Annotated in this window: 17 protein-coding genes; 3 read left to right on the forward strand and 14 right to left on the reverse strand. The window is 76.1% G+C overall.

Features of this window, described 5'->3' with window-relative positions; all coding sequences use genetic code 11:
* Positions 1-535 precede the first annotated feature (535 nt).
* The 9 genes from C8E97_RS36835 to C8E97_RS19780 all read right to left on the reverse strand — a co-directional run bounded on the left by C8E97_RS36835 (position 536) and on the right by C8E97_RS19780 (position 12460).
* Positions 536-931, reverse strand: coding sequence for a Cys-every-fifth RiPP peptide CefA (locus tag C8E97_RS36835; protein WP_425470551.1), 396 nt, complete (start codon positions 929-931; stop codon positions 536-538).
* A 1306-nt stretch (positions 932-2237) separates the two neighbouring features.
* Positions 2238-2396 carry a DUF6760 family protein gene (locus C8E97_RS34695; RefSeq protein ID WP_170211918.1) on the reverse strand — a complete coding sequence of 53 codons (159 nt, stop codon included), beginning with the start codon at positions 2394-2396 and terminating at the stop codon, positions 2238-2240.
* The gene (locus C8E97_RS19750) at positions 2393-2872 is read right to left on the reverse strand and encodes a hypothetical protein (RefSeq protein WP_121007047.1); all 480 of its coding nucleotides are present in this window, start codon (positions 2870-2872) and stop codon (positions 2393-2395) included. The genes C8E97_RS34695 and C8E97_RS19750 overlap by 4 nt, the downstream gene beginning before the upstream one ends.
* The gene (locus tag C8E97_RS19755) at positions 2869-3309 is read right to left on the reverse strand and encodes a phage tail protein (RefSeq protein ID WP_121007048.1); all 441 of its coding nucleotides are present in this window, start codon (positions 3307-3309) and stop codon (positions 2869-2871) included. The genes C8E97_RS19750 and C8E97_RS19755 overlap by 4 nt, the downstream gene beginning before the upstream one ends.
* Before the next feature lie 46 nt (positions 3310-3355).
* Positions 3356-4882 (reverse strand): phage tail sheath family protein, encoded by a 1527-nt coding sequence (locus tag C8E97_RS19760; protein WP_121007049.1) that lies wholly within the window; start codon positions 4880-4882, stop codon positions 3356-3358.
* Positions 4883-5289: 407 nt separating this feature from the next.
* Positions 5290-7602 (reverse strand): AAA family ATPase, encoded by a 2313-nt coding sequence (locus C8E97_RS19765; RefSeq protein WP_246019022.1) that lies wholly within the window; start codon positions 7600-7602, stop codon positions 5290-5292.
* Entirely contained in the window at positions 7599-8300 is a 702-nt protein-coding gene (locus C8E97_RS19770) for a Pvc16 family protein (protein ID WP_121007050.1), read from the reverse strand. Before C8E97_RS19770 ends, C8E97_RS19765 begins: the two co-directional genes overlap by 4 nt.
* Before the next feature lie 73 nt (positions 8301-8373).
* Positions 8374-11481 (reverse strand): DUF11 domain-containing protein, encoded by a 3108-nt coding sequence (locus tag C8E97_RS19775; protein WP_121007051.1) that lies wholly within the window; start codon positions 11479-11481, stop codon positions 8374-8376.
* A gap of 352 nt (positions 11482-11833) precedes the next feature.
* Positions 11834-12460, reverse strand: a complete 627-nt coding sequence (locus C8E97_RS19780) for a response regulator transcription factor (RefSeq protein ID WP_121011951.1) — start codon at positions 12458-12460, stop codon at positions 11834-11836.
* A gap of 166 nt (positions 12461-12626) precedes the next feature.
* On the opposite strand from C8E97_RS19780, the gene C8E97_RS19785 reads away from it, so the two are divergent.
* Positions 12627-13934 carry a COG1470 family protein gene (locus C8E97_RS19785; protein WP_211347085.1) on the forward strand — a complete coding sequence of 436 codons (1308 nt, stop codon included), beginning with the start codon at positions 12627-12629 and terminating at the stop codon, positions 13932-13934.
* Positions 13935-13977: 43 nt separating this feature from the next.
* On the opposite strand, the gene C8E97_RS19790 is transcribed toward C8E97_RS19785, so the two are convergent.
* The 5 genes from C8E97_RS19790 to C8E97_RS19810 are packed head-to-tail and all read right to left on the reverse strand — an operon-like array spanning position 13978 to position 17621.
* Positions 13978-14799, reverse strand: a complete 822-nt coding sequence (locus tag C8E97_RS19790) for a carbohydrate ABC transporter permease (protein WP_121007052.1) — start codon at positions 14797-14799, stop codon at positions 13978-13980.
* Positions 14800-14802: 3 nt separating this feature from the next.
* On the reverse strand, positions 14803-15705 hold the full coding sequence (locus C8E97_RS19795; RefSeq protein WP_246019023.1) for a carbohydrate ABC transporter permease: 903 nt from the start codon (positions 15703-15705) through the stop codon (positions 14803-14805).
* The gene (locus C8E97_RS19800; RefSeq protein WP_121007054.1) at positions 15702-16976 is read right to left on the reverse strand and encodes an extracellular solute-binding protein; all 1275 of its coding nucleotides are present in this window, start codon (positions 16974-16976) and stop codon (positions 15702-15704) included. The genes C8E97_RS19795 and C8E97_RS19800 overlap by 4 nt, the downstream gene beginning before the upstream one ends.
* A gap of 22 nt (positions 16977-16998) precedes the next feature.
* Positions 16999-17268, reverse strand: coding sequence for a hypothetical protein (locus C8E97_RS19805; RefSeq protein WP_121007055.1), 270 nt, complete (start codon positions 17266-17268; stop codon positions 16999-17001).
* The gene (locus C8E97_RS19810; RefSeq protein WP_121007056.1) at positions 17265-17621 is read right to left on the reverse strand and encodes a hypothetical protein; all 357 of its coding nucleotides are present in this window, start codon (positions 17619-17621) and stop codon (positions 17265-17267) included. Before C8E97_RS19810 ends, C8E97_RS19805 begins: the two co-directional genes overlap by 4 nt.
* Positions 17622-17845: 224 nt before the next feature.
* On the opposite strand from C8E97_RS19810, the gene C8E97_RS19815 reads away from it, so the two are divergent.
* Together C8E97_RS19815 and C8E97_RS35405 are read left to right on the forward strand one after the other, a co-directional pair.
* On the forward strand, positions 17846-21514 hold the full coding sequence (locus C8E97_RS19815; RefSeq protein WP_121007057.1) for a BTAD domain-containing putative transcriptional regulator: 3669 nt from the start codon (positions 17846-17848) through the stop codon (positions 21512-21514).
* A 334-nt stretch (positions 21515-21848) separates the two neighbouring features.
* The gene (locus C8E97_RS35405; protein ID WP_147455177.1) at positions 21849-23342 is read left to right on the forward strand and encodes a glycosyltransferase family protein; all 1494 of its coding nucleotides are present in this window, start codon (positions 21849-21851) and stop codon (positions 23340-23342) included.
* Positions 23343-23516 lie beyond the last annotated feature (174 nt).

The raw sequence follows: 23516 nt of genomic DNA on the forward strand, positions 1-23516 counted from the left end.
GGTGCGGATTCCTCGACGCGCAGGCTCGGGGCGAGGGGCCGCTTGCCCAGCAGCGGAACGGTTCGCCTGAGCACCGGGGCCGTCGACGGCGGGACCGAGGTGTGTGACGGGATGCGGACCAGCGGGACGACTGGCATGTGCTCCGGACCCGGCACCGTTCGCCGGGGCTCGACGGGCTGGGGCCGGGTGCTGCGCTGCACGGGTGCCGATGTGGTGTCGCCGGCTGGTGTTGGTGTGCGGGTCGGTGGCGTGTTCGGGTTCCGCCTGGTGGCAACGGTTTCGGTGGTGGCTGTCGAAGGGAGCGTCGGAAGCGGCTGGCCCAGGCCGACCTTGGCGCGGGTGGGGGGTGGGGCGGACCCGGTGGTCGAAGCGGGACTCGCGGTGCTTCCGCGTGTCGCGGGACTGGCGGGACCGACGGGACGGCGAGGGCTGCCAGGACTTGCGTGGTTCGACGGGCTTGCGGCACTCCCGGGTGTCGCGGGGCCGGTGGTGCTGGACGGGATGACGAGGTTGGCGGGCACGGCGGTGGCCGGGTTCACGGAACGGCTGGTCGGGTCCACGGGACGGCCGGGCGAGGCCGAGGGGTTGCGGACGGGGTCGTTGCCCGGCTCGATCGCGCTCGCGGGCAGCCGAGCCAGGGGTGCGCCGAGCACCGGCGCACTGGGCACCGACGCACCGGGCACCGACGCACCGGGCACCGACGCACCGGGCACCGACGCACCGGGCACCGACGCACCGGGCACCGACGCACCGGGCACCGACGCACCGGGCACCGACGCACCGAGCACCGGCGCGGCAGCCGTGCTCCGCCGCACGGCGGGCAAGACCTCGGCGCCGCCACCGATGCTCTCGCGACGCTGCACCGCCGGCGGAGTATCCCCGCCCCCGCCGGCGGTCCCGCCACGCCCCACCACGGGCGGAGTGGGCGCACTGGGGCCTGTCACGGGCGGCGTGGGCGTACTCGGGCCCGCGACCGGCGCGGGGGCCGCGCCCGGACCCGTCGCGCCCGGACCCGTCGCGCCCGGACGCGGGACGCTCGGAACTGCGGCGCTCGGGCCGGTCGCGACTGTGCCGGTCGTATCCGGGCCGGTCGCGCCCAGGCCGATCGCGCTCGGAGCACCCGCCCCACCCGCGTCCGCGTCAGGCTCGGTAGCCACGCCCAAGGCCGCGATCGCATCCCTCGCCGCGATCACGGCCCGGGTGACACCTCCGACCATACTCCCGCCGTCCACGTCCGAGGCGGTCCCGACACCCGGCACCGGACCGGGCGCGGCCCGTGAAGACCGCACGACCGGCACCCGGCGGACCGGGATCGCCGGTCGTCGGGCCCTGGTCAGCGGTGGACCCAGCGGCTTGAGCCGCACGATCGCCGATGCGGCCACCGGCCCCGCCGTGCCCACCGAACCCGCCGTGCTCACCGACCCCGCCGCACCGGCTGGACCAGCCGCGACGACCGGCCGTTCCACACCGACCGGGCCCTCCGCCACGGGCCGCGCCGCGACCACGCGGCGGTGCGCGACGACCGACGGCTCGGCACCGGACCGCGCCGACTCGACGAAGCCCCCACCCGCCGCAGGTCGTCCGGCCCCGGCTGGGGAAGCTGCCGCAGGAGGTGCCGCGACAGCCGGTTGTCCAAGGACTGGCTGCACGGCGGCGGGTTGGGCGGCGGAGGGTTGGGCGGCGGAGGGCTGCTCCGCGACGATGGGCCGCTCAGCCGCGGTTCGCTGCACGACGGCGGGCCGCTCGACCACCGTCGGCTGCTCGGCGACAGCCGACCGCCCCGTCACGGCAGGCTGTCCCACCACCACCGACCGCCCTGCTGCGGCCGGCCGCTCGGCCTCGACCGGCGGCCCCGCCTCGGTGGTCTGCTCCGGCACCACCGGCCGCAGGACCAGGGGCATGACGACACCGCCCGGCTGCCAAGCCGCCGGCGTCCGCTGCACCACCACGCCGTGCAGCACGCCCGCCGGGGCCGCCGGGTCGAGCGCGTGCCCCATCCCGGTGTCGAACCTGTGGTCCTGCCAGGAGGTCAGCCCCGCCTTGAAGCGCAACCCGTCACCCACCGCGACGCTCTCCCGCCCGATCACCCCGGCCGGCGGTGGAACGGACCGCCAGCCGCCGTCGTGCTCCGGTCGGGCCGGGCGCTCCCCCGCCTCCGCCGCCCCCGGAGGAGCGACCGGCGCGGCGGCACCCGCCGCGCCACCGCGCCTGCGGAACCTGTCCCACAGGGACATGGCTCACCTCCCCTCGTTCACCCTGGTGTTGATGCGGGCGATCTCCCCGACCCACCGCCGGCGCTCGTGGTGCTCCAGGTCGAGGATCTCCTCGCGCGCCCAGTGGAAGTGGTAGGCCACGTACGCGACCTCCTGCAGCAGCCGTTCGGCCGCGTACGTCACGATTCCCCCAGGCGGCCACCGGAGATGTCGACCTCGAACGCCGTGCCGCACGACGGGCAGGACACCCCGGCGCGCGTGTGGCCCTCGCTGTTGATGCGCCGGTAGAAGTCCTGGAGGAAAGCGATGTCGGTGGCGTACATCTGCTCGACGACACCCGCGTGCACCTCCCCGACCGTGCCCAGCTCGGTGATGACCTGGCTGAGCAGCACGACGCTGAGGTAGCCGGGGTTCTCCTTGACCCGCAGGTCGATCTGGGGCCGCAGCTCGTCCCGCGCGGTGGCCAGCCGCATCCGCCCGTGCCGGTGCACGACGCCGTCGGGGTCGACGTAGCCGCGCGGCAGCTCGAAGTCGAACACCGTGCGCAGCCCGCCGCCCGCGGTGGCGGGCGCCGTGGTCGGCGCGCGCTCCGGTTTCCGCTGCCTGGTCTCCTCCACCAGCTCGTCGAGCTGGTCGATGCCGATCGTCCGACGCCTCATTCGACCTTGATCTCCTCGAAGACGAGGGTCACCTTCTCCGTGGCGGCGGTGGACTCGCCCGCCTTGAGCGACGGGCCCTCCCACTTGCTGGCCCAGGCGTTCATCAGCTGCATCCGCCGGACCGTGTTGCCCTCGGAGTCCTTGACCTCGATGGTGACGTTCTGCCGGGCCGCGGAGACCGCGCCCTTCTCCAGGGTTTCCTTGAGCCACTTGGTGAACTCCGCGCTCACGTCGAGGCCCCTGGTGATCGTGACCTCGCCGCCCTTCTGCGCGCCGGGCTGCTTGCGCAGCAGCGGTTTCCCGGTGGGCGTCACCTGGGGCACCTCGACCACGTCCTCCTCGACGGTCAGGCCGCTGACCTCCTGGAGGGACTCGACGGTGAAACCGCCGAGCTGCACGCCGAAGATGTGGGTGGAGAGAGCATCGCCTTCTGCCATGTTCGCGGTCGCCTTCCTGGTTCACGTGCCCCGGCGGGGCGGCACTTCATTCGCTGACGAGGCTGGTGCTGTCGGAGAACTGCGACAGCCGGAAGACCACGAACTCGGCGGGCTTGACCGGGGCGACCCCGATCTCGCACACGACCTGGCCGAGGTCGATGGACTCCTGCGGGTTGTTGTCCCGGTCGCACTTGACGTAGAACGCCTCGGCCGGGGTGCGGCCGAACAGCGCGCCCTGCCGCCACTGCTCGGTGAGGAACGCCGTGATGTTGCGCCGGATGCTGGACCACAGGCGGTCGTCGTTCGGCTCGAACACGACCCACTGGGTGCCGATGAGGATCGACTCCTCCAGGAAGTTGAACAGCCGACGCACGTTCAAATACCGCCACGCCGGGTCGGAGGACAGCGTGCGCGCGCCCCAGATCCGGATGCCGCGGCCGGAGAAGGCGCGCACGCAGTTCACGCCGATCGGGTTGAGCAGGTCCTGCTCGCTCTTGCTCAGCGCGGTCTCCAGGTCCACCGCGCCGCGGATCACCTCGTTGGCGGGCGCCTTGTGCACGCCGCGCTCCACGTCGTTGCGCGCCCACACGCCCGCGATGTGGCCCGACGGCGGGACCATGATGTTCCGCCCGCCGGCCGGGTCGAAGACCTTGATCCACGGGTAGTAGAGGGCCGCGTAGTGGGAGTCGTAGCCCGCCTCGTCCATGCGCCAGGCGCGGACCCGCTGCGCGTTCAGGCCGGGTGGCGCGTCCAGCACGGCGATCCGGTCACCCATCTGCTCGCAGTGCGAGATCATCGCCAGTTGCACGGTCTTGACGCCCTCAAGGTCGATCATGCCGCGCTGGTAGGCCGCCATCAGGTCGGGCGTGACGACCATCGTGATCTCGTCGATGCTCTCCAGCCCGCCGAAACCCGTGCGGGCCTCCGGGTCGCCGAGGTACTCCTGCGCGTCGACCACGGCGGGCAGCGCCGCGCCGTCGGAACCGGCGGCGGGCAGCGACACCGACTGGTTGTCGGGTCGGGCGAGCGCGCCGCCGGACTGCTCGGCGACCTCGATCAGCTTGGAGCGCTCGCGGACCTGGCTCACCACGTAGTTCTTGACGTTCTTGCGGGTGGACGCGTCGTAGCTCTCCACCACCTTGCCGCCCTGGCGGACGAGCAGCCGGAAGCGGTCCTCCGCCGGGTTCTCGCCCTCGGCGTCGGCCACCTCGACGGTGACGTCGCCGCCCGCGCCGGGCAGCGCGGCGACCCGCAACCCGCCCAGCCGCACGGGGTTCGTCACGGGCGGCTTGGGCTCCGCGCCCTCCTGCGGCCCGCCGACGCGCACCACGTACGCCGCGCCGCCGCCGTTGGCGAAGTAGCCGTAGACGGCGTGCGGCAGGTAGGCGCCGTCGACGAAGCCGCCGAAGTGCTGCACGTACTGGTTCCAGTTCGCCACGAGGGTCGCCCGGTGGAACGGCCCGTGCTCGGCGAAACCGACGAAGGCGGCCACGGCGGTGCCGACGCCCTCGATCGGTCGCGCTCCGGACTGGACCTCCTCCACGTACACGCCGGGTGAGAGGTACTGCGGCATGGTCGCTCCTGTCTGGTGTGCGCTGCTCCGCTCTGGCCCCACCAGCGTCCTTCGACCGGGGCCGCGTCGGGAGGTCCGCCCGTTCCCGGTCCGGGGCAGGGCCGGTGCACTAAAGGGCACCGACCGGGACGCGGCAGCCCGGAGTCGGTGCGCGCCGCCGGCACGCGCCGACGGAACGGACGGCCCGGAACCGGTGGTGCGGGCGGCCCGACGCGCGCTGGTGGAGCGAGCATCTTGGAGCCGGTGTGGGTGGTCCGGCGCGCCACGACGGAACGGGCAGCCCGAAACGCTTCGGGCTGCCCGTCGTCAGCCGGCGGGCGGAGCCGGGTCCGACCACGGGCGGGCGGAGCCGGACCCGGCGAGGGGGCGGAGCCGGGTCCGGTCAGGGTTGGCGGAGCCGGACCCGGTCAGGGCCGGGTGGCCGACTCGGGGCCGAACTCGTGCTCCTGCACCAGCCGCCCGAGCTTGCGGTACTCTTGGCGGACCGCCTCCGTCACGTCGGCCATCGCCACCGGGCGGTCGGCCGCCGCCGCCAGGTAGGCGGCCGTCACCGCGCAGGCGCGGATCGACCCGCCCGCCAGCTCGAACCGCTCGGCGCAGGACGCCAGGTCGAGGTCGTCGCCGCGCGGCAGGGCCGGTCCCAGGCAGCGGTCCCACAGCGCCAACCGCTGTTCCGCGTCGGGCACGGGGAAGTCCGCGATCACGTCGATCCGACGGGTGAACGCCGAGTCCACGTTGGACCGCATGTTGGTCGTCAGCACCGCGATCCCGTCGAACGACTCCATGCGCTGCAACAGGTAGGCGGACTCCACGTTGGCGTACCGGTCGCGCGCGTCCTTGACTTCCGAGCGCTTGCCGAACACCGCGTCCGCCTCGTCGAACAGCAGCACGCCGTGCACGCCGGCCGCCTCGGAGAAGATCCGCTCCAGGTTCTTCTCCGTCTCGCCGACGTACTTGTCCACCACGGTGGACAGGTCCACCACGTACAGGTCCATGCCGACCTCGGCCGCGACGACCTCGGCGGACATCGTCTTGCCGGTGCCGGACTCACCCGCGAACAACGCCACGACACCGCGACCGCGGCCGCCGCCGGGCCGCATCCGCCACTGCCCCAGCACCCGGTCGCGGTGCCGGGCCCGCAGCACCAGCTCCGCCAGCTGCCGCCGGGTCGGTTCGGGCAGCACCAGGTCGTCCCAGCCGACGGACGGCGTGATCCGGCGGGCCAACCGGTCCAGGCCCGCGCCGTTCTGCGCCCGCACCCCGGCGCGCAGGTGCTCCAGCGCGACCGGGCGACCCTCCAGCACGGCGAGCCGGGTGGCGACGGACACCGCCCGGTCCACCTCGTCCACCCCGAGCCGGTAGCCGCCGAGCGACGCCAGCAGTTCGTCCGGCGGTCGCGCGCCGGTCGCCTCGGTCAGGCCCCGCGCCCACCGCTCCGCCCTCTGGTCGGCGGCCAGCGGCGGGACCGGCACCGAGACGGCCGGCCGGTCGGTCCACCGCGGGTCCCAGTGCTGCCTGCCGTGCACGACCAGCGGCACGTCGCCCGCGAGCGCGGCCACCTCGCGCAGCAGCCGGACCCGGTCGGGCACGAGGAGGTCGACCGGGCCGAGCACGAGCCCGGCGTCGCGCAGCCGCGCCTCCCGCACGACCGCGGCGGGCGCGGGCCGGTCGCGGTCGGCCAGCGCCACCACGTCGAACACCACCGCGCCGCGCCCGGCGGCGGCCAGCGCGCCGATCGCCGCCCGGCCCGCGTCGCCGTCCGCGGCGCGCAGGTGGACCAGGTCGACGCCCGAGCGCAACGCCGCGCCGACCCGCGCCTCGAACCCGTCGGTGGGCGCCGGCGCCGCGTCGACGACGCGGGCGAGGCCGGTCAGCGCCCGGTCCGGCGCGTCGTCGCCGAGCAGGTGCGCCACCACGCGGTCGGGCACGTGCAGCACCCTGGACAGCGCGGGCAGGTCCGGCTCGCGCACCTCGACCAGGCCGCCCGCGACGAGGGGCGCGGTGGCGGCGAACCGGAACCGGCCCGCGCCCGCCGCGGGCGCGCCGCACAGCTCCAGCGCCAGCCCGACGGTCGCGCGCCGCCGGGTGACGTCGTCGTTGAGGTAGCCGTAGAGCCGTTCGAACCGGGCGTCGACGTCGGGCGCCAAGGCGACCAGCAGGAACTCCACGTCGAGCGGGTCGAGGTGGAAGTCGCGGGCCAGTCGCAGCAGGCGGGGGCCCGCGGGCACCGCCGTGGCGAGCGCGTCGAGGTCGGCGTCCGGCTCGACCGGCACGGGCCGGGTCCGGTGGGGCGCGTCGAGCACCCGGCGCACCGCGTCCGGGGTGAGGTAGAGGCCGCGGAACGGGTCGTCGGGCGCGGGGTCGGTGGCCAGTCGCGCCTCCACCGCCCGCCGGACCCGGTGCTCGACCGCGCCGAGCCGACCCCAGAGGTAGACGAGGTCGGCCTCCGCGGCGATCGGGCCGCCGAGCCGACCGGCGTCGACCTCGGACCACGGCGGACCACCGCGCCGACCGGCGTCGGTCTCGAACCCGTGCGGGTTACCGGGCCGACCGGCGTCGGTCTCGGACCCGTGCGGGCCACCGCGCCGACCGGTGCCGACCGGGCCGGTTCCACATCCGTGGTGGCCGCCGCGCCGACCGGTGCCGACCGGCCCCGCCCCGTTCTCGGACCCGCCCGCCCCGTTCTCGGACCCGCCCGCCCCGGACACGTGCGCGGTCATCGGATCGGCTCGCCGCGACGACGCCGGGCCGAGGGCAGCGGACGCGGCCTGGTCACCGCGAAGCCCTCGCCCTCGGCGGTGGTCGGCCCCTCGTAGCGGAGCCTGCGGGCGCCGGACGCCTCCCGCTCCGCACCCGGCGCGGTCCGCAGCACCATCCCCTCGGTCACCGGCGGGCCGGCGGGCGTCCACTCCCCCGCCAGCGGCGCGGTGACCCGGACGTTGACGGCGGGCTTCAGCTCACCGCCGAGCGCGGACCACACGTCGGTCGCCGCGCGCCCCTCCGACAGCGGCAGCGCCGCCTCCAACCCGACCGACAGGCCCAGCTCGGCCAGCGACCCGGAGAGCCACCGCGGGTCGAGCCGTTCGGTGCGCACCAGGCAGGCCAGCACGTCCGACAGCAGCCGGTGCTCGTCCTGCGGCCGGTTGGTCCACGCGGTGACGAGGTAGGACAGCTCGAACCAGCGGGCCGCGCCGCGCAGGCCCAGCAGCGCGCCGTCCTCGTCGTGCACCTCGGTCGTGCCGGCCTGCCGCCGCGTCATGTCCTCCCGGATGTCGTAGAGGAAGACGTTGATCGTGGGCGCGTTGCGCCGCGCCGCCCACTGCGTGGTGGGCGCGTCGAACACCAGGTCGCCGCGGTCGCCGGGCACGCCGGCCGCGACGAGCAGCCGGCGCAGCCCCTCGTCCACCTCGTGGATCACCGATGCCCCCTCCTGGTCCGAACCGCCGCCACCCGCGCCACCGTCTCCCGCGCCACCGCCACCCGCGTCACCGTCACCTGCGCCGCACCATGTCCGGCGGCCCGACGGAGCCGACCACCACCAGGAACGGCGTCGTGGCGGGCCGGAAGCCGGGCCCGGTCGCGGTAATGGTGCGCGGCCCCGTCTGGTCCTTGGGCAGGATCAGCAGCTGCGCGGCGAACCGGCCGTCCGCGCGCGGGGTCGTGGGCGCGGCCGCCGCGGTGATGCCGGGCGACCAGGTGAGCCGCACCGGCACGCCGGGCGGGAAGTCCACGCCCCGCACCGAGGTCACGAAGCCGGGCTCGCCGATCGGCGGCACGGCCACGATGCGCGGCAGGAGCACCCGCATCGGCGCGCTCGCGGTGTTGTCGCCGGGGTCGGCGTCCGTGCCGGTGGTCCGCAGCGCACCGCGGACGGTGGTCTCCAGCGGCGCGTCCGGCGCGAACCCGACCTGCACGACCTGCGTCGCGCCGGGCCCGAGGTCGGGCAGCACGCACCCGGTCGCCGTGCAGCCGGCGGGCAACGCCGCCACGGGCACCCGCTCGGGCAGCCCGAGTTCCAGGCGCAGCCCGGTGGCCAGGGAACCGCCCGCGTTGCGCACGACGTAGGTCGCGGTGGCGCGACCGCCCACATAGGACGGAACCGGCTGCACCACGACGGTCACGCCGGGACCGGCCGCGGGCGGCGCCGGCGGCGGGGGCGGGGGCGGGGGAGGTGAAGGCGACGGCGACGGCGTGGGCGTGGGCGTGGGGGTGGGAGACGGCACGGGGTCGCGCACCGGGACCTCCGTCCGCGCCGAGTTGTCCGACGGCCGCACGTCCAGCACGTCGCCCGTCACCGACCACGTCACCGGCCACCGGCCGGGTGTCACGCCCACCAGCTCCACGGTGATCCGCACGCTCGCGCCGTCCTCCAGCGCGCCCAGGTCGCACCGCAGCGCGGTCGCGTCGCAGGAACCGCGGTCCGGACGGGCCGCGACCACCCGGAGCCCGGCGGGCACCGCGAGGGTCAGCGCGGTGCCCGGCGAGGTCGCCGGACCCCGGTTCGCCACCGCCACCGCCACGGTCGTGGTCGCGCCCGTACCCACCTCCGGCGCGGACGGCGGCGCCTGCACCGCCAGGTCCACCGACGGCTGCCAGGTCGGCTCCTTCTGCCTGCCGGGCAGGTCGCGCGTGATCCGGTCGAGGTCGCCGCCGGCGGGGTCGAGCACGGCCAACTCCTCCGGCGACCGGGCGTCACCCGTGCGACGGGTGGTCACCACCAGCCGGTCGCCGTCCGGGGCGTACGCCGCGTCCCTGGGCTGGAACGGCCCCGAGGGCGGCGCGGTCACCGGCGTCGAGCACGAACCCGGCCCGCGCGGCAGCACGAGGCGGCACCGCCCGCCGTCCGGCGAGACCTCCGGCAGGCCGTCGAACTCGCGGTTGAAGACCACCGCGCCGCCGTCCGGGCGGAACGCCGCGCTGTCGTCGGTGACCCGGCAGTCGAACCCGCAGACCGCCGCCGACAGGTCGCGCTGCCCGTCCAGGGTCCGCGCCCGCGCGGTCCAGACGTGGTTGTCGCGGACCTCACCGGGCTGTCCCGCGTCGCGGATCACGCCCCTGGTGAACGCGAGGGCCGCGCCGTCGGGCGACCACGCGGGCTGGGTGTCCTCCCGCTCGGCGACCTCGGGCGGCGGGCGCAGGCGGCCCACCACCGCGCCGGTCGCCACCTCCACGACGACCACCCGGCTCGCCCCCGCGCCGCGACCGGGCACCGCGCCGGGCGACCGGCGGGCGAAGGCGATGAACCGGCCGTCGGGGGACCACGCGGGGTCGAACTCCCAATCCGTCGCCGACCGGTCGGCGACGGGCAGCCGGCGCGGGTCGCCGCCGTCGGAGTCCACCAGCCACAGCCGCTGCGCCCGCCGCCCGTCGACGTCCTCGAACCGGGTGACCGCGATCCGCCTGCCGTCCGGCGAGTAGGACTGCCGCTGCGTCCACGGGTCGTACCCCTCGCCCGGGTAGAACAGGCGGTTCGGGTCCTCGACGCTCGCCGGGTCCTCGCGCAGCACCGGCAGGCCGAGGTCGCGCGGGTCCACCCCGTCGGGCCGGATGTCCTGGAGGGTCGCGGTGGAGCGGGTCGCCGCGGTCGTCCGCGAGACCAGCAGCCGCGGCCGGCCGCCGGTGACCGACCACGCGGGCGAGGACACCTGCCGGTCCTCGGCCAGCAGCAGGCCCGGCGCGGTCGTGACGGGCAGGCCCTGCCCGGTGTCGACCTGGTAGACCTTCTCCACGTTCGGGTCGGCGGGGCAGTCGCACGTCTGGTCGTGGCTGAGGAACAGCAGGCCGGTCCCGTCGGGCTTCCAGGCGGGCCAGTGGCCGCGCCACCCGGCCTGGTCGCCGCCCAGCACCGGCACGCCCACGCCGACGCCGTCGACCACCCGGAGCTGGACGGGCGCGTCCGCGCCCCGGTCCAGGGCGTAGGCGATGCGGCCGTCGCGCGGGTGCCAGGCGGGTTCGACCGCCGCGCCGACGGGTTCGTCGGTCACCCGCACCGCCCGGCCGCCGGCGACCGGCTGCCGGTGGATCTCCGGTCCGCCGCCGCGGTCGGCCGAGAACGCGACCTGCGCGCCGTCCGGTGAGAACGTCGGCCACGTCTCGTCCTCGGGGGTGTCGGTGAGCCGGCGGGCGCCGGCGCCGTCGACGCCCACCACCCACAGGTCGCGCTGCCCGTTCTCGGCGGAGTCGAACACCACCGAGCGCAGGTCCGGCGACAGCTGCGGGTGGCCGGCGTCGCGACCGGTGGTCAGCCTGCGCACCGCGCCGTTCGGCGTGCGCAGGTACACCTGCGGCCGGCGCGCGTCGCGCCGGCTGGTGAACACCACCAGGTCGCCGCGCGCCGACACGTGGTCGTCGAAGTGCGCCGGTCCCGGACCCAGCAGCGGCTCGCTCGTCGCCGGCGCGTCCGGCACCGGGTCGGCGACCGCGCCGATGCCGCGGTGGCCGGTGCCGGCGAAGGCGATGCGGCCCGTGGCAGGCGGGTCGTCCTGCTGCGCCGCCGCCGTGGTCGACGTCGTGGTGGCCCGCACCGCGACGAGCACCCCGCACAGCGCGACCACCGCCGTGATCGCGGCGACGGCTCGGTTTCGCGCCCAGTCGGACAACTCGCACCTCCGGTGACGGTCTCGCGGAGCATCGTCGCGGCGACCGGCGCACCGCGCCGATGTCCGCGCGGGCAGGGCCGGGGCCGGGAACGGGTGTTCTCGGGCAATCGTCGTCGGCACGGGGCCGTGCGCGGTGCGGCGTGCCCCGCCACAGCGGAACCCCGCCCCGCCACGGCGGGACCATGCCGCCCGGAGCAAGACACGCCTCGCCGCAGCAAGGACACGCCCACCACGGCGAGCACCACGCCCCCGCCACGGCGAGCACCACGCTCCGCCGCTGGGGAACGGGGCTCGCCGCGACCGGAACCGGCCCGGTGGCGGCGAAACCAGGTCCCACCGGGCCGTGCCGCGCTCAGATCAGGCCGTGCCGCATCACGTAACCCACGGCGTGGGCGCGGTTGCGCAGGTTCAGCCGGGTGTTCACCTGGTGCAGCACGTTCTTCACCGTCCGCTCGGAGAAGGACATCTTCGTCGCGATCTCCGCGGTGTCGAAGCCCTCCGCGATCAGCCGCAGCATGTCCGCCTCGCGCGGCGTGAGCGTGGACATCGTGGGCCCGTTGGGGTCCAGCACGCTGCGCTGCAACCGCCCGACGTGGTCCAGCAGCCTGCCGAGCAGGTCGCCGGGCAGCACGGCCTCGCCCCTGGCCAGTGCCCGCACGGTGCCCACCAGCCGGTGCTGGTCGGCTTCGGCGCGGCGCACCACCGCCGACACGCCGCAGTCCACGGTGACCTGGAGCGCGTCCTGGTCGAACCGGCCGACGACCACGCCCGTGCGGGTCTCCGACGAGCGCTGGAGCCGGCGCAGCAGCCGGGCCGCCGCGTCGTCGACCTCGTCCACCACCACCAGCGACACGCGTGCCCGCGCGTCCTCCCGCGCGGCGAGTATCTCGACGTCCGGTGACGGTCGGAGCTGGTGGACGACCCCGGTGCGCAGGACCGGGTCCTCGGCGTACACCGCAACAGGGATTCTGGTCTTCATGCCGGCCCCCTTCGCCACTGCCGGGCCGGTGGGCCCTGGCACGGACCATCGTGCCCAGCGGTGGTGCGCGGGGGCAGCGCGCGAGGACCGCGAGTGCACGTGTTTGCCCGTACAGTGCCCTTTTCTCCCTGCCGCCGGCCGGGCCGCCGTCCTTACCGTGCCGGACGTGACCGCAACGACGGAATTCGGTCTCCCCACGGTGGTCGTGACGCCCGGCCAGGAGACCAGCACGACGATGACGGTGCGCAACGACAGCGACATCGTCGAGGCGTACGAGTTCGAGGTGGTGGGCGACTGCGCGCCGTGGACCGCGGTGGAACCGGCCCGGCTGTCGCTGTACCCCGGCACCTCCGGGCAGGTGACCGTGCTGCTGCGCCCACCGCGCTCGCCTTCGGTGCGCGCGGGCGAGGTGCCGCTGGGTGTGCGGGTGCTGCCCGCCGAACGCCCCGAGTCGGTGGTGGTGTCGGAGACGACCGTGGTCGTCGAGCCGTTCGCCGAGCAGCGCGCCGAGCTGGTCCCGGAACGCCGCCGGGCCTGGCGCAGCGCCCGCTACCACGTTGAGCTGCACAACGCGGGCAACACCCCGGTGGCGGTGTCGCTCACCGCGCCGGAGGCCGACGACCGGCTCACGTACACCGTTCCCCGGCAACCGGTCGACGTCGCGCCGGGTGACCGCGCGGAGCTGGACCTGCGCGTGCGGGTGGGCTCGGTGCTGTGGTTCGGCAAGCCCGAGCACTGGCCGCTCGCCCTGGAGGTCACGGCCGTCGCGGGCGAGGACGCCACCCGGCACGAGCCGGAGGGCGAGCTGATCCAGCTACCGGTGCTGCCCCGGTGGCTGCTGGCGCTGCTCGCGGCGCTGCTGGCGCTCGTGCTGGCGTGGTTGCTGCTGGTGCGACCGGCCGTGCGCAGCGCCGCGCGGGAGGCGGCCGACGACCGGGCGCGGGAGGTCGCCCAGGCCGCCCAAGATCAGTCGGCGCAGGACCAGTCGGCGCAGGACCGGCCCGGCGAGCGGAACGGCCAGCAGCCCAGGACGGGCGGGCAACCGGAGGGACAGGGCCGAGGACAGGAGCAGGGCCGGGGGCAGGGACAGCCGGGCACCGCCGTCGGCGGGCAGCAGAGCTCCAGCACCATCGAGGTCCGCACGGCCGCCGGCGCGCGCAACGCCGCCTCGTACACCGTGCCGAGGGGCAAGGTCTTCCGGGTCACCGACATCGTGCTGGGCAACCACCAGGGCGACGAGGGCGTGCTCACCATCGCGTTCGGCGAGCGGACGATCCCGCCGATCGCCCTGGAGACGTTCCGGAACCAGGACTACCACTGGGTGACGCCGATCGACATCCCGCAGGGCGCCTCCGTCACCGTGACGGTGGACTGCACCAGGACCGGCACGCCGGCCAGCGGGCAGCAGGCGGCCGACTGCTTCCAGGCGGTCAACGTCAGCGGCGAGCTGGGCGACCTGCCGACCGGGAACTGACGCGGGCGGCCCGCCGGTGCGGGGACGCGTGCCGCCGAACCCCTCACCGGTCGACCGGGACCCGGCGGAGGCCGGCGATCAGCCGCCGCGCCGGCAGGGCGAACAGCACCACCACCGGCGCCGTGCCGAGCACCGCGCCGGTCAGCACGAGCGGGTAGTCGGTGTAGTAGCCGCCCGCCAGGTGCGACAGCGCCACCTGGACCGTGGGCGACTCGACGGGGTCGAGCACCACCAGCGGCCAGAAGAAGTCGTTCCAGGCGGCCAGGAACGTCAGCATCGCCAGCACCACCGCCTGCGGTCGCACCGCGGGCAGCACGACGTGCCACCAGATCCGCACCGACGAGCAGCCGTCCACCCGCGCCGCGTCGACCAGCTCGCGGGGCACCGCCTCCCGGCACGCCTGGCGCATCCAGAACACGCCGAACGCGCTGACCAGGCCCGGCGCCACCACCGCGGCGAGGTCGCCGTACCAGCCGAGCCACCCCATCAGCTCGAACAGCGGCACCACGCCGAGCTGCGCCGGCACCATCACCGAGCCGACGACGAGGCCGAGCAGCGCCCGGCGGCCGCGGAACCGCAGGTGCGCGAACGCGAACCCGGCCAGCGTGGACAGCAGCACGTTCGACGCGGTCACGGTGACCGCCACGATCGCCGAGTTGGCCAGGGCGGCCCGGAAGTCCACCGCCTCGAACACCGCCCGGACGTGGTCGACCAGCTCACCGCCCGGCAGCAGCGGCAGCGCACCGGTCGAGGTGCTCGCGCCGTCGTGCGACGCCACGACGACCGACCAGTACAGCGGGAACAGCGACGCGACCAGGACCAGCAGCAGGGCCGGGCCGGCGAGCGCGCCGGGTGCGCGGCGCACGCCTCACCACCGCCCGACGAGCCGGCGCACCAGCGCCGTGTTGCCGAGGGCGACCAGCGCGCACAGCGCGAACAGCACCCAGGAGATGGTCGCGGCGTAACCGGCGTCGAGCTGCTCGAAGCCGCGCTCGTGCAGGTACATGACCAGCGTCTGGAACTGGCGGTCGTTGCCGCCGGTGCTGGTGCCGCCGAACAGCCGGGGCTCGGTGAACAGCTGCACGCCGCCGATCGTCGACACGACCGCCGTGAACAGCAGCGTCGGCCGGATGCCCGGCAGGGTGACCGACCGGAACGACCGCGCCCGCGACGCGCCGTCGAGCGCGGCGGCCTCGTGCAGCTCCCTCGGGACCGACTGCATCGCGGCGAGGTAGAGCAGCGCGTGGTAGCCGGTCCACCGCCACAGCACCATGATCGCCACGCCGAGGTGGGCCGACCAGGCGTGCGCCTGCCAGTCCAGCGGTCCCGCGCCGAGCGCCGACAGGATTCGGGCGACCAGGCCGTGGTCGCGCATGAAAAGCTGGGTGAACACCAGCGCGACCGCCACCACCGGCACCACGTTGGGCAGCAGCACGACCGCCTGCCACGCGGTGCGCCCGCGCAGCGGCCGGTCCAGCAGCGCCGCGATGCCCAGCGCGGCCACCAGTTGCGGCACGGCGCCCACGAGGAAGATGCTCGCGGTGTTGGCCAGCGCGTTGTAGAAGAACGGGTCGGCGAACAGCCGCGCGTAGTTCGCCAGGCCGGTGAACTCGACCGGGCCGGCCAGCAGGTCCCAGCGGTGCAGCGACAGCCAGGCGGTGCGCAGCAGCGGGTAGAGCCCGAAGGTGGCGAACAGCACGAAGAACGGTGCGATGAACAGGTAGGGCGCGGCCTCGCGCCCCCGGCGGGCGAACGACACCTGCGTCCTCACCCGATCAGGTCGTGGGCTTCGCGGACCGCCTGCTCCCACGCCTGCGCGACGTCCTGCGCGCCGTCCTCGACGCGGCCGAGCGCCCGCCCGAAGACCGGTCGCACGTCGGCGTCCCGGATGCCCCGGTGGTTGGGCCGCACCCGGTCGGAGGAGGCCGCGAACAGCGCGCCGACGGGCGCGCCGCCGAAGTACGGGTCGGTGTGCCCGAGCACCACGGGGTCGCGGTAGACCTCCGGCTCGCTGGGCAGGATGCCCGACCGCACGAACAGCTCCTCCTGCTGCTCGGGCGCGGTGAGCCACTCGGCGAGCCGGTACGCCTCCCGCTGGTGCGCGCCCTGCGCGGGCACCGCGAGGTAGGAGCCGCCCCAGTTGCCGCCGCCGCCGGGCACCGCGGTGACGTCCCACCTGCCCGCGCCCGCCGCGCCGCCCGCCTCCCTGATCTGGGCCAGCATCCACGCCGGGCAGGTGACGGTGGCGAACGCACCCCGGTTGATGGCGACGTTCCACTCCGGCGTGAACGTGGTGACCTTCGCGGTGCGGCCCTTGGCGGCGATCGCGCCCGCGATCCCGAACGCGCGCCGCACGTTCGGGTTGGTGTCGCCGATGAACGAGTCGTCGGCCTTGGCGAAGTAGTTCTCCTCCGCCTGGTTCAGCACGGCCGTGTAGACGGTGCCCGCCGAGTCCGCGAACCGGGCGTCGGCGACCCGCTCGGCGAACCGGTCCGCGACCTCGGCGTACGCCTCCCAGGTCGGCCACAGGGCGGCGACCCGGTCCCGGTCGGTGGGCAGGCCCGCGCGCTCGAACAGGTCGCGCCGGTAGCACATGGCCAGGCTGCCCATGTCGGTGCCGAGCGCGAACACGACCCGCCCGCCGTCGGCGACGCCCTGCTCCCACTTCCACCGCGGCCAGCGCTCGCGCAGCCGGTCCGCGCCGAACGCGGCGAGGTCGGCGAACCGCCTGGCCGACCGCCGCAGCCGGGGCATGTACTGCTCCTCGACGGCGACCACGTCGGCCGCGCCGCGACCCGTCGCGAGGGCGGTGATCAGCCCCCGGTGGTGGGTGTCGAAGTCGGTCACCCGGCCGACGACGTCGACCTCCGGGTGCGCCCGCTCGTACTCCTCGAACAGCGGTTCGTAGCCGAACTCGCCGAAGGTCGCCACGGTGAGCCGCACCCTCCCGCCGCCGCCCGCTCCGCTCGTGCCGCACCCGGCGGCGACCAGCGCCGCCGCGACCAGGCACACCAGTGCCCGACCCACACCCGCCCGTTGCATCAGGACCCCTCTGCCGAAGTCGTCAGGTGGTCCCATCGTGTTCCCGGCGGCCGGCCGCCCGCCCGGCCCCCGACGGCGTCTGCCCTTCTTCGGCGCAGCGGTGCCCGAACGGACAGCACCGCTCCCGGCGGCCGCGATCGCGGCGGTTCCACTCGTCCAGCAGCACGTCGATCCAGGCGCCCAGCAGCGTGGCGGTCTCGACGTCGCCGTCCCGCGCGACCAGCCGCCGCTCCGCGCGGGCGGCGGTCAGCTCGTGGACGAGGTCGAGCACGCAGAGGTCGGGCGGGGTCACCGCCGGCCACCCGCTATCCGGAACGCCTCGATGTACTTGGGCAGCTCCACCAGGGCCTGCTCCCAGGTGCCCGACGCGACCTGCCCCGCGAACGCCGCGTCCACCACCAGGCGGTCGACGGCGGGGTCGACGTCGCAGTCGACGACGTCGCGCAGCCGGCGCGACAGCTCCGCGCGCCGCACCCTGGCGCGGACGACCTTCAGCGTCCACTCCAGGTCGGCGATCACGCGGCTCGCCTGGTCCGGCGGCACCACCAGCCACCCCTCCCTGGCCAGGCGCAGGAGGACGTCACCCGCGAACCGCTCGCCGGTGACGCCCTGCCCCGCACGGGCCTTGTCCCCATCGGATCGCATACCCACCGCACCTCCGCACGGGAACGAGGATGTGGTCCCGAGCCCACCACGCACGGCCCGGTCAGGCCAAGCCGCGCCGGCGTGGTCTGCCCGTCCGTACCCGGTCCCCTGCCCCCGTCACCGGGAATCCGGCTGCTCCGAACGAGTGGTCGTCCGGGGGCTGTCCAACCGCCCGCCGCGCGCGTACGTGTTGACTACTTGTCCAACGAGGTTCGGGAGCGCGGATGTCGACCACCCCTGGCCGCGGTGTGCGGGTGAGCGTGCTGGGTCCGGTGCGCGCCTGGTCGGGCGACGCCGAGCTGGCGCTGGGGCCGGCCCGCCGCCGGGCGGTGTTCGCGGTGCTGGCGGCCAGGGCGAACCGGGTGGTGTCGCGGCACGAGCTGGTCGACGCCGTGTGGGGCACCGCGCCGCCGGCCGGCGTGGTCGGCAGCCTGCACACCTACGTGTCCGGGCTGCGGCGGGCGCTCGGCGACGCCAGGGGCGCGCTCGAGTCGCGGTCGACCGGGTACTCGCTGCGGCTGCCCGAGGGCGCGGTGGACACCGGGCTGTTCGACGCGGCGCGGGCCGAGGGCGGCCGGCTGTTCGCGGCGCGGCGGTGGGCGGAGGCGCGCCGCGCGCTGGGCTCGGCGCTGGGGCTGTGGCACGGCGTCGCCTACGCCGGGGTGCCCGGCCCGTTCGCCGAGCTGGAGCGGCAGCGGCTGGCCGAGCTGCGGCTGGGCGTGGCGGAGCAGCACGCGCGGGTGCGGCTGGCGCTGGGCGAGCACGCCGAGGTGGTCGCGGACCTCGCCGGGCTGGTCGCCGAGCACCCCCGGCACGAGGCGCTGCGGGAGCTGGTGATGCTCGCGCTGCACCGCTCCGGGCGGCAGGCCGAGGCGCTGGAGGTGTTCCAGGACGCGCGCCGGGCGCTGGCGTCGGTGCCGGGCGTCGAGCCGGGGCCCGCGCTGCGCGCGCTGCACCGGGAGATCCTGGCCGGCCTGCCCGCCGCGCCGGTCGAGCCGCCGCGGCTGTTCCGCGTGCCGCCGCGCGTGGCGCGGGCGGCCGACGAGCCGGGCCGGGTGTTCGTCGGCCGTGCCGAGGAGACCGCGCGGCTGCGCGAGCTGGTGTCCGACGTGCTCGCCGGGCGCGGCGCGGCCGTGTGGGTCGAGGGCGAGGCGGGCATCGGGAAGTCCGAGCTGCTCACCGTCGCGCTGGCGGACGCGGGCGAGCGGGGCTGCCAGGTCGGCTGGGCGGTCGCCGACGAGCCGGGCAGGCGGTACCCGCTCCAGGTGATCATGGACTGCCTCGGCGTGCACCCGGCCTCGCCCGACCCGCGGCGGGCCGAGGCCGCCGCGCGGCTGCGCGCCGAACCCGCGGCGGGCGGCTGGGTACCGGCGGACCCGGTGCCGATCGCGGTGGACCAGCTCGTCACCCTGGTCGACCGGGTGTGCGCGACCGCGCCGCTGGTGCTGGTGGTCGACGACCTGCACTGGGCGGACGACGCCAGCGTCCTGCTGTGGCACCGGCTGGCCACCGCGACCAGGCAGCTGCCGCTGCTGCTGGTGGCGGCGACCAGGCCCGACCCCGGTCGGCGCGAGCTGGCCAGGGTGCGGCACGGCGTCGAGGCGCGCAACGGGCACGTCCTGGCGCTGCGGCCCCTCGTGCCGGTGGACGCGGAGGCGCTGATCGGCCACGCCGTCGGCGCGCGGCCCGGCGCGACGCTGCGCGAGCTGGTCCGCCGCGCCGCGGGCAACCCGCTCCACCTCACCGAGGCCGCGAACGCCCTGGTGCGCAACCGCTCCGTGCGGGTGACCGCCGGGGTCGCCGAGGTCGACCCGGCCTTCACCGAGGAGGTGCCGCGGTCGCTGCTGGACGCCGTCGAGCGCACGCTGGAGTTCCTGTCCGAGGAGGCGCGGGAGGTGCTGCGCCTCGCGGCGCTGCTCGGCGTGGAGTTCCGGGTGGCCGAGCTGACGGCGGTGACCGGGCGGTCGCCGCTGGAGCTGGTGGGCGTCCTGGAGGAGGCGGTCGCGGCCACCGTCGTGGTCGAGGCGGGCGACGACCTCGCGTTCCGGCACCCGTACCTGCGGCAGGCGCTGCGCGCGGGCGTGCCCGGCGGGGTGCGCGCGGCGCTGCACCGGCACGCCGCCGAGGCGCTGGCGGGCGTGGGCGCGCCGGTCGAGCGGATCGCCGAGCACCTGGTGGCCGACCCGATCCCGGTGGACGGCTGGGTGGTGCGGTGGCTGGCCGCCCACCACGCGGCGGTGGCCAACCGCGCGCCGGCGGTCGCCGCGGAACTGCTGCGGCGCGCCGTCGACACCGACCTGCCGACCCCGGCGCAGCGGGCGAGCCTGCTCGTCACCCTGGTGAAGGTGCTGTTCCGCGCGGGGCGGTTCCCGGAGGCGGAGGCGGAACGCGCGGCGGCGCTCACCACCGACCCGGCGGAGGCCGCCGAGGTGCGGACGCTGCGCGCCACCATGCGGCACCGCCGCGGCGACACCGCGACCGCCATCGCCCTGCTGCGCGAGGGCCTGGCGCTGCCGGGCGTGCCGGACCTGTGGCGGACCCGGTACGTGGCGCTGCTGGCCGACTTCCGCCGGGGCGACCTCGCGGACCTCGACCGCACGCGACGCTCGGCCGAGCGTGCGCACGCGGACGCGGTGGCCGCCGGCGAGCACTACCCGGCCGCGCACGCGGCGCAGACGCTGTGGCTGGTGCACTCGATCCGGCGCGACCACGAGCGGGCGCTGCGCCACGTGGACGAGGCGCTGGCCGTGGTGCGCGACCGGCCCGACCTGGCCGAGCTGGAGTTCGACCTGCTGGACAACCGCGTGTTCAGCCTCCAGAACCTCGACCGCCTCGCCGAGGCCGAGGACGCGCTGCGCACGGCGCGCGTGGTCGCCGCCCGCCACCGGCTGCCGATGGGCCTGCACGTGTCGGCGGCGGTCCACCACCACTGGACCGGCCGCTGGGACGAGGCGCTGGCCGAGTTGGACGCCGTGACCGAGGACGGGCCCTCCATCACGTTCTTCGGCCTGCGGGAACCCGGACCGGCCGCGCTGCTGATGCACGGCGTGGCGGCGCTGATCGCCGGCCGCCGCGACGACCGGGTCAGCGCCGCCGCGCACCTGGACGCCGCCGCGGCGCACGCGCCCGCCACCGGCGCGGAACGCGAGAGCGTCGACTTCCACCTCGTCGCGAGCGCGCTGGCGGCCGAGCAGCGCGGCGCGCCGGAGGAGGCGGTCGCCCGGCTCGCGCCGATCCTGCGGCCGGACTACGCGCGGATGATGCTGCGCCACCAGTGGCTGCCTTACGCGGCGCGCCTCGCGCTGTCCGTCGACGACCGGGCGACGGCGCGGGAGGCGCTCGCCGTGGCCGAGGAGGAGGCGGCGAAGGAGGTGCTGCCCGCGCGGGCGTCCGCCGCCGCCCGGCACTGCCTCGGCCTGGTCACCGGCGACCCGGACCCGGTGCTGGCCGCCGTCGACCACTACCGCCGGGTGGGGCGCGTGGTGGAGTGCGCGTCGGCGCTGGAGGACGCGGGCGTGCTGCTGGCCGGCGCCGGCCGCGGCGAGGAGGCGGCGTCCGCCTTCACCGAGGCGGTGGAGCTGTACGCCGCGCTGTCGGCGCGCTGGGACATCCGCCGCGCCGAGGCCCGCCGCCGGGCCACCGGCACGCTCGGCCGCACCGGGCGGACCGCGCGGCCGGCCGCGCGGTCGGGGTGGCAGGCGTTGTCGCCGCTGGAGGTGCGCATCGCGCGGCTGGTCGCGGCCGGCCTGTCCAACCCCGACATCGCCGACGAGCTGGCCCTGCCGAGGCGGACCGTGCAGTCGCACGTGTCGCGGCTGGCGGACAAGCTGCGCTCGGACTCGCGGGCGGGCATCGCCGAGCACGTCCGCGCCGACGGGATGATCCCCTGCTGAACCGCCTCGGCGCGGGTATCACCGGGCACTGCTGGACCGCCCCGGCGCGGGTGTCACCAAGCACTGCTGGACCGCCCCGGCGCGGGTATCACCGAGCACGCCCGTACCGGCGGGGTGATCTCCTGTTCGACCGTCGCGAGCACCGCCCGCGCCGACGGGACCACCCCCGCTCGACCGCCGCGGCGCGGGCGGGCCGTCCCGTCGTCACCCCTCCGCCGCGGCCCGGACCGGTAAGATGATCTCGTACCCGTGGACGCGCCGGACCGCACGAACCCACCGGGGCACCACCGGCGGCGGAGCGCGGGTCAGCCGGGGAAGGGCGACCACCCGGCGGGTGCCGTCCGACATCGAGGGGTTGACGACCATGACCGCCCGCGCCGCCACACCCCCGTCCCGACCGGAGCCCGGCGACCGCGGCACCGCGCCGATGCGCTGGGCCCTGGTCAGCGGGGACGGGCTGCCCGTCAGCGGCCTGCTGACGATCTTCCGCAACGTCGTCGACCGGGCCCTCGCCGCCGGGCTGCTGGAGCTGCCGGTCACCGCCGACCTCGGCTACTCGTGGCGGCCGGACAAGCCGGGCTTCTTCCCCGGCGGCCCACCCGAACCCCGCTACCCGGACTGGCTGCGGGTCACCCACGCCGTGCCGGTCGGGTCCGACCCCGCCGCGCTCGCGGCCGAGCTGGGCGCGATCCGCGCCGCCGTCGCGCGAGCGGACCGGCTCGGCGAACGGGAGCGCGCCGAGCTGCACCGGCGGGTCGACGCCCTGGCCCGGCCGTACGAGGAGCACTTCGACCGCTGGTTCGCCGACCACGACGTCGACTGGGTGGTGGCGGTGAACATGACGCTGTCCGACGCGGTTCCCGTCACCACCGCGCTGCACCGCGCGGCGGCGCGCCGCTGGGGCGGCGGTCGACCGGGCGGCGTCCTGTACTGGGACCACGACCTCTTCGCCAGTTGCGCGATCCACGAGCGCGGTGTCCGCGTCTACCCCGAGCGGCCCAACGAGTTCACACCGGTGCCCGGCGCCTCGCCCGGCGACCGGTGGGCGGTGGTGTCCCGCGCCCAGGAGCGGGAGACCCGCGCCTACCCGACCGCGCTGCGCCCGGAGGTGCTGACCAACGTGCTGCCGGTCGTGCCGGACGGCCCGCTGGAGGAGCGGCACCACGACTTCCTGGACCGGCACGGCATCGCGCGCGACCGGCCCGTCGTGCTCGGGCCGGTGCGGGTGTTCGCGGTCAAGGGCGTCGAGATCTCCGTCGAGGTGTTCGCCGGGATGCGCGCGGAGTGCGCCCGCGCGGGCGTCCCGGACCCGGTGCTGGTCGTGTTCGGCAGCCTGGCGGAGGACCCGGAGTACGCCGAGGTGGTGCGGCGGGCGGTGGGCCGGCACGGTGTCGGCGACGCGGTCCTGTTCCTCGACGGCGTGCCGCTGTCCAGCGCGCCCGACCGGCACGGCCGGTGGCGGCTCGACGAGGTCGACCTGCTGCGCGTCGGCCGGGCGAGCGGTGGCGCGGTGCTGTTCACCCCGAACCGCGACGACGTGGAGACGGTGGGGCTCGGGCCGGCGCTGGCGGCGCTGGCCGGCCTCCCGTGCGCGGTGACGGCGTACCAGGCGTTCGAGGAGCACTTCGGGGCGGACTTCCGGCGGGTCGTGGTGACGCCGGGCCGGGCTGCGGCGGCGGGCGCGGAGCTGGTGCGCCGCATGGTCGCGATCCGCGACGGCGACGAGGGCGCGGCGGCCGACCTGGAGGCCAACCTGCGCCGGGTCCGCGAGCGCTTCCCGGACGGGCCGTGGCTGGACTTCCTCGGGCGGATGGCCACCGGCCGCTGACCACCGCGGTCCGACCCCTCGCACGACCGCGTCGGCGCAGGTGGTGGTGCACGGGGGCGCGAGGGCGGCACGACCGGCGTCCAGCACGGTAGGCGACGCCGTCACGTGGGCGGGGCGCTGTCACGCCTGTTCTGTGGTCATGTCCGCGTGCGCGTGCCCGACCGCGTCGCCGAA

Source organism: Saccharothrix australiensis (genome assembly GCF_003634935.1).
Lineage (GTDB): Bacteria > Actinomycetota > Actinomycetes > Mycobacteriales > Pseudonocardiaceae > Actinosynnema > Actinosynnema australiense.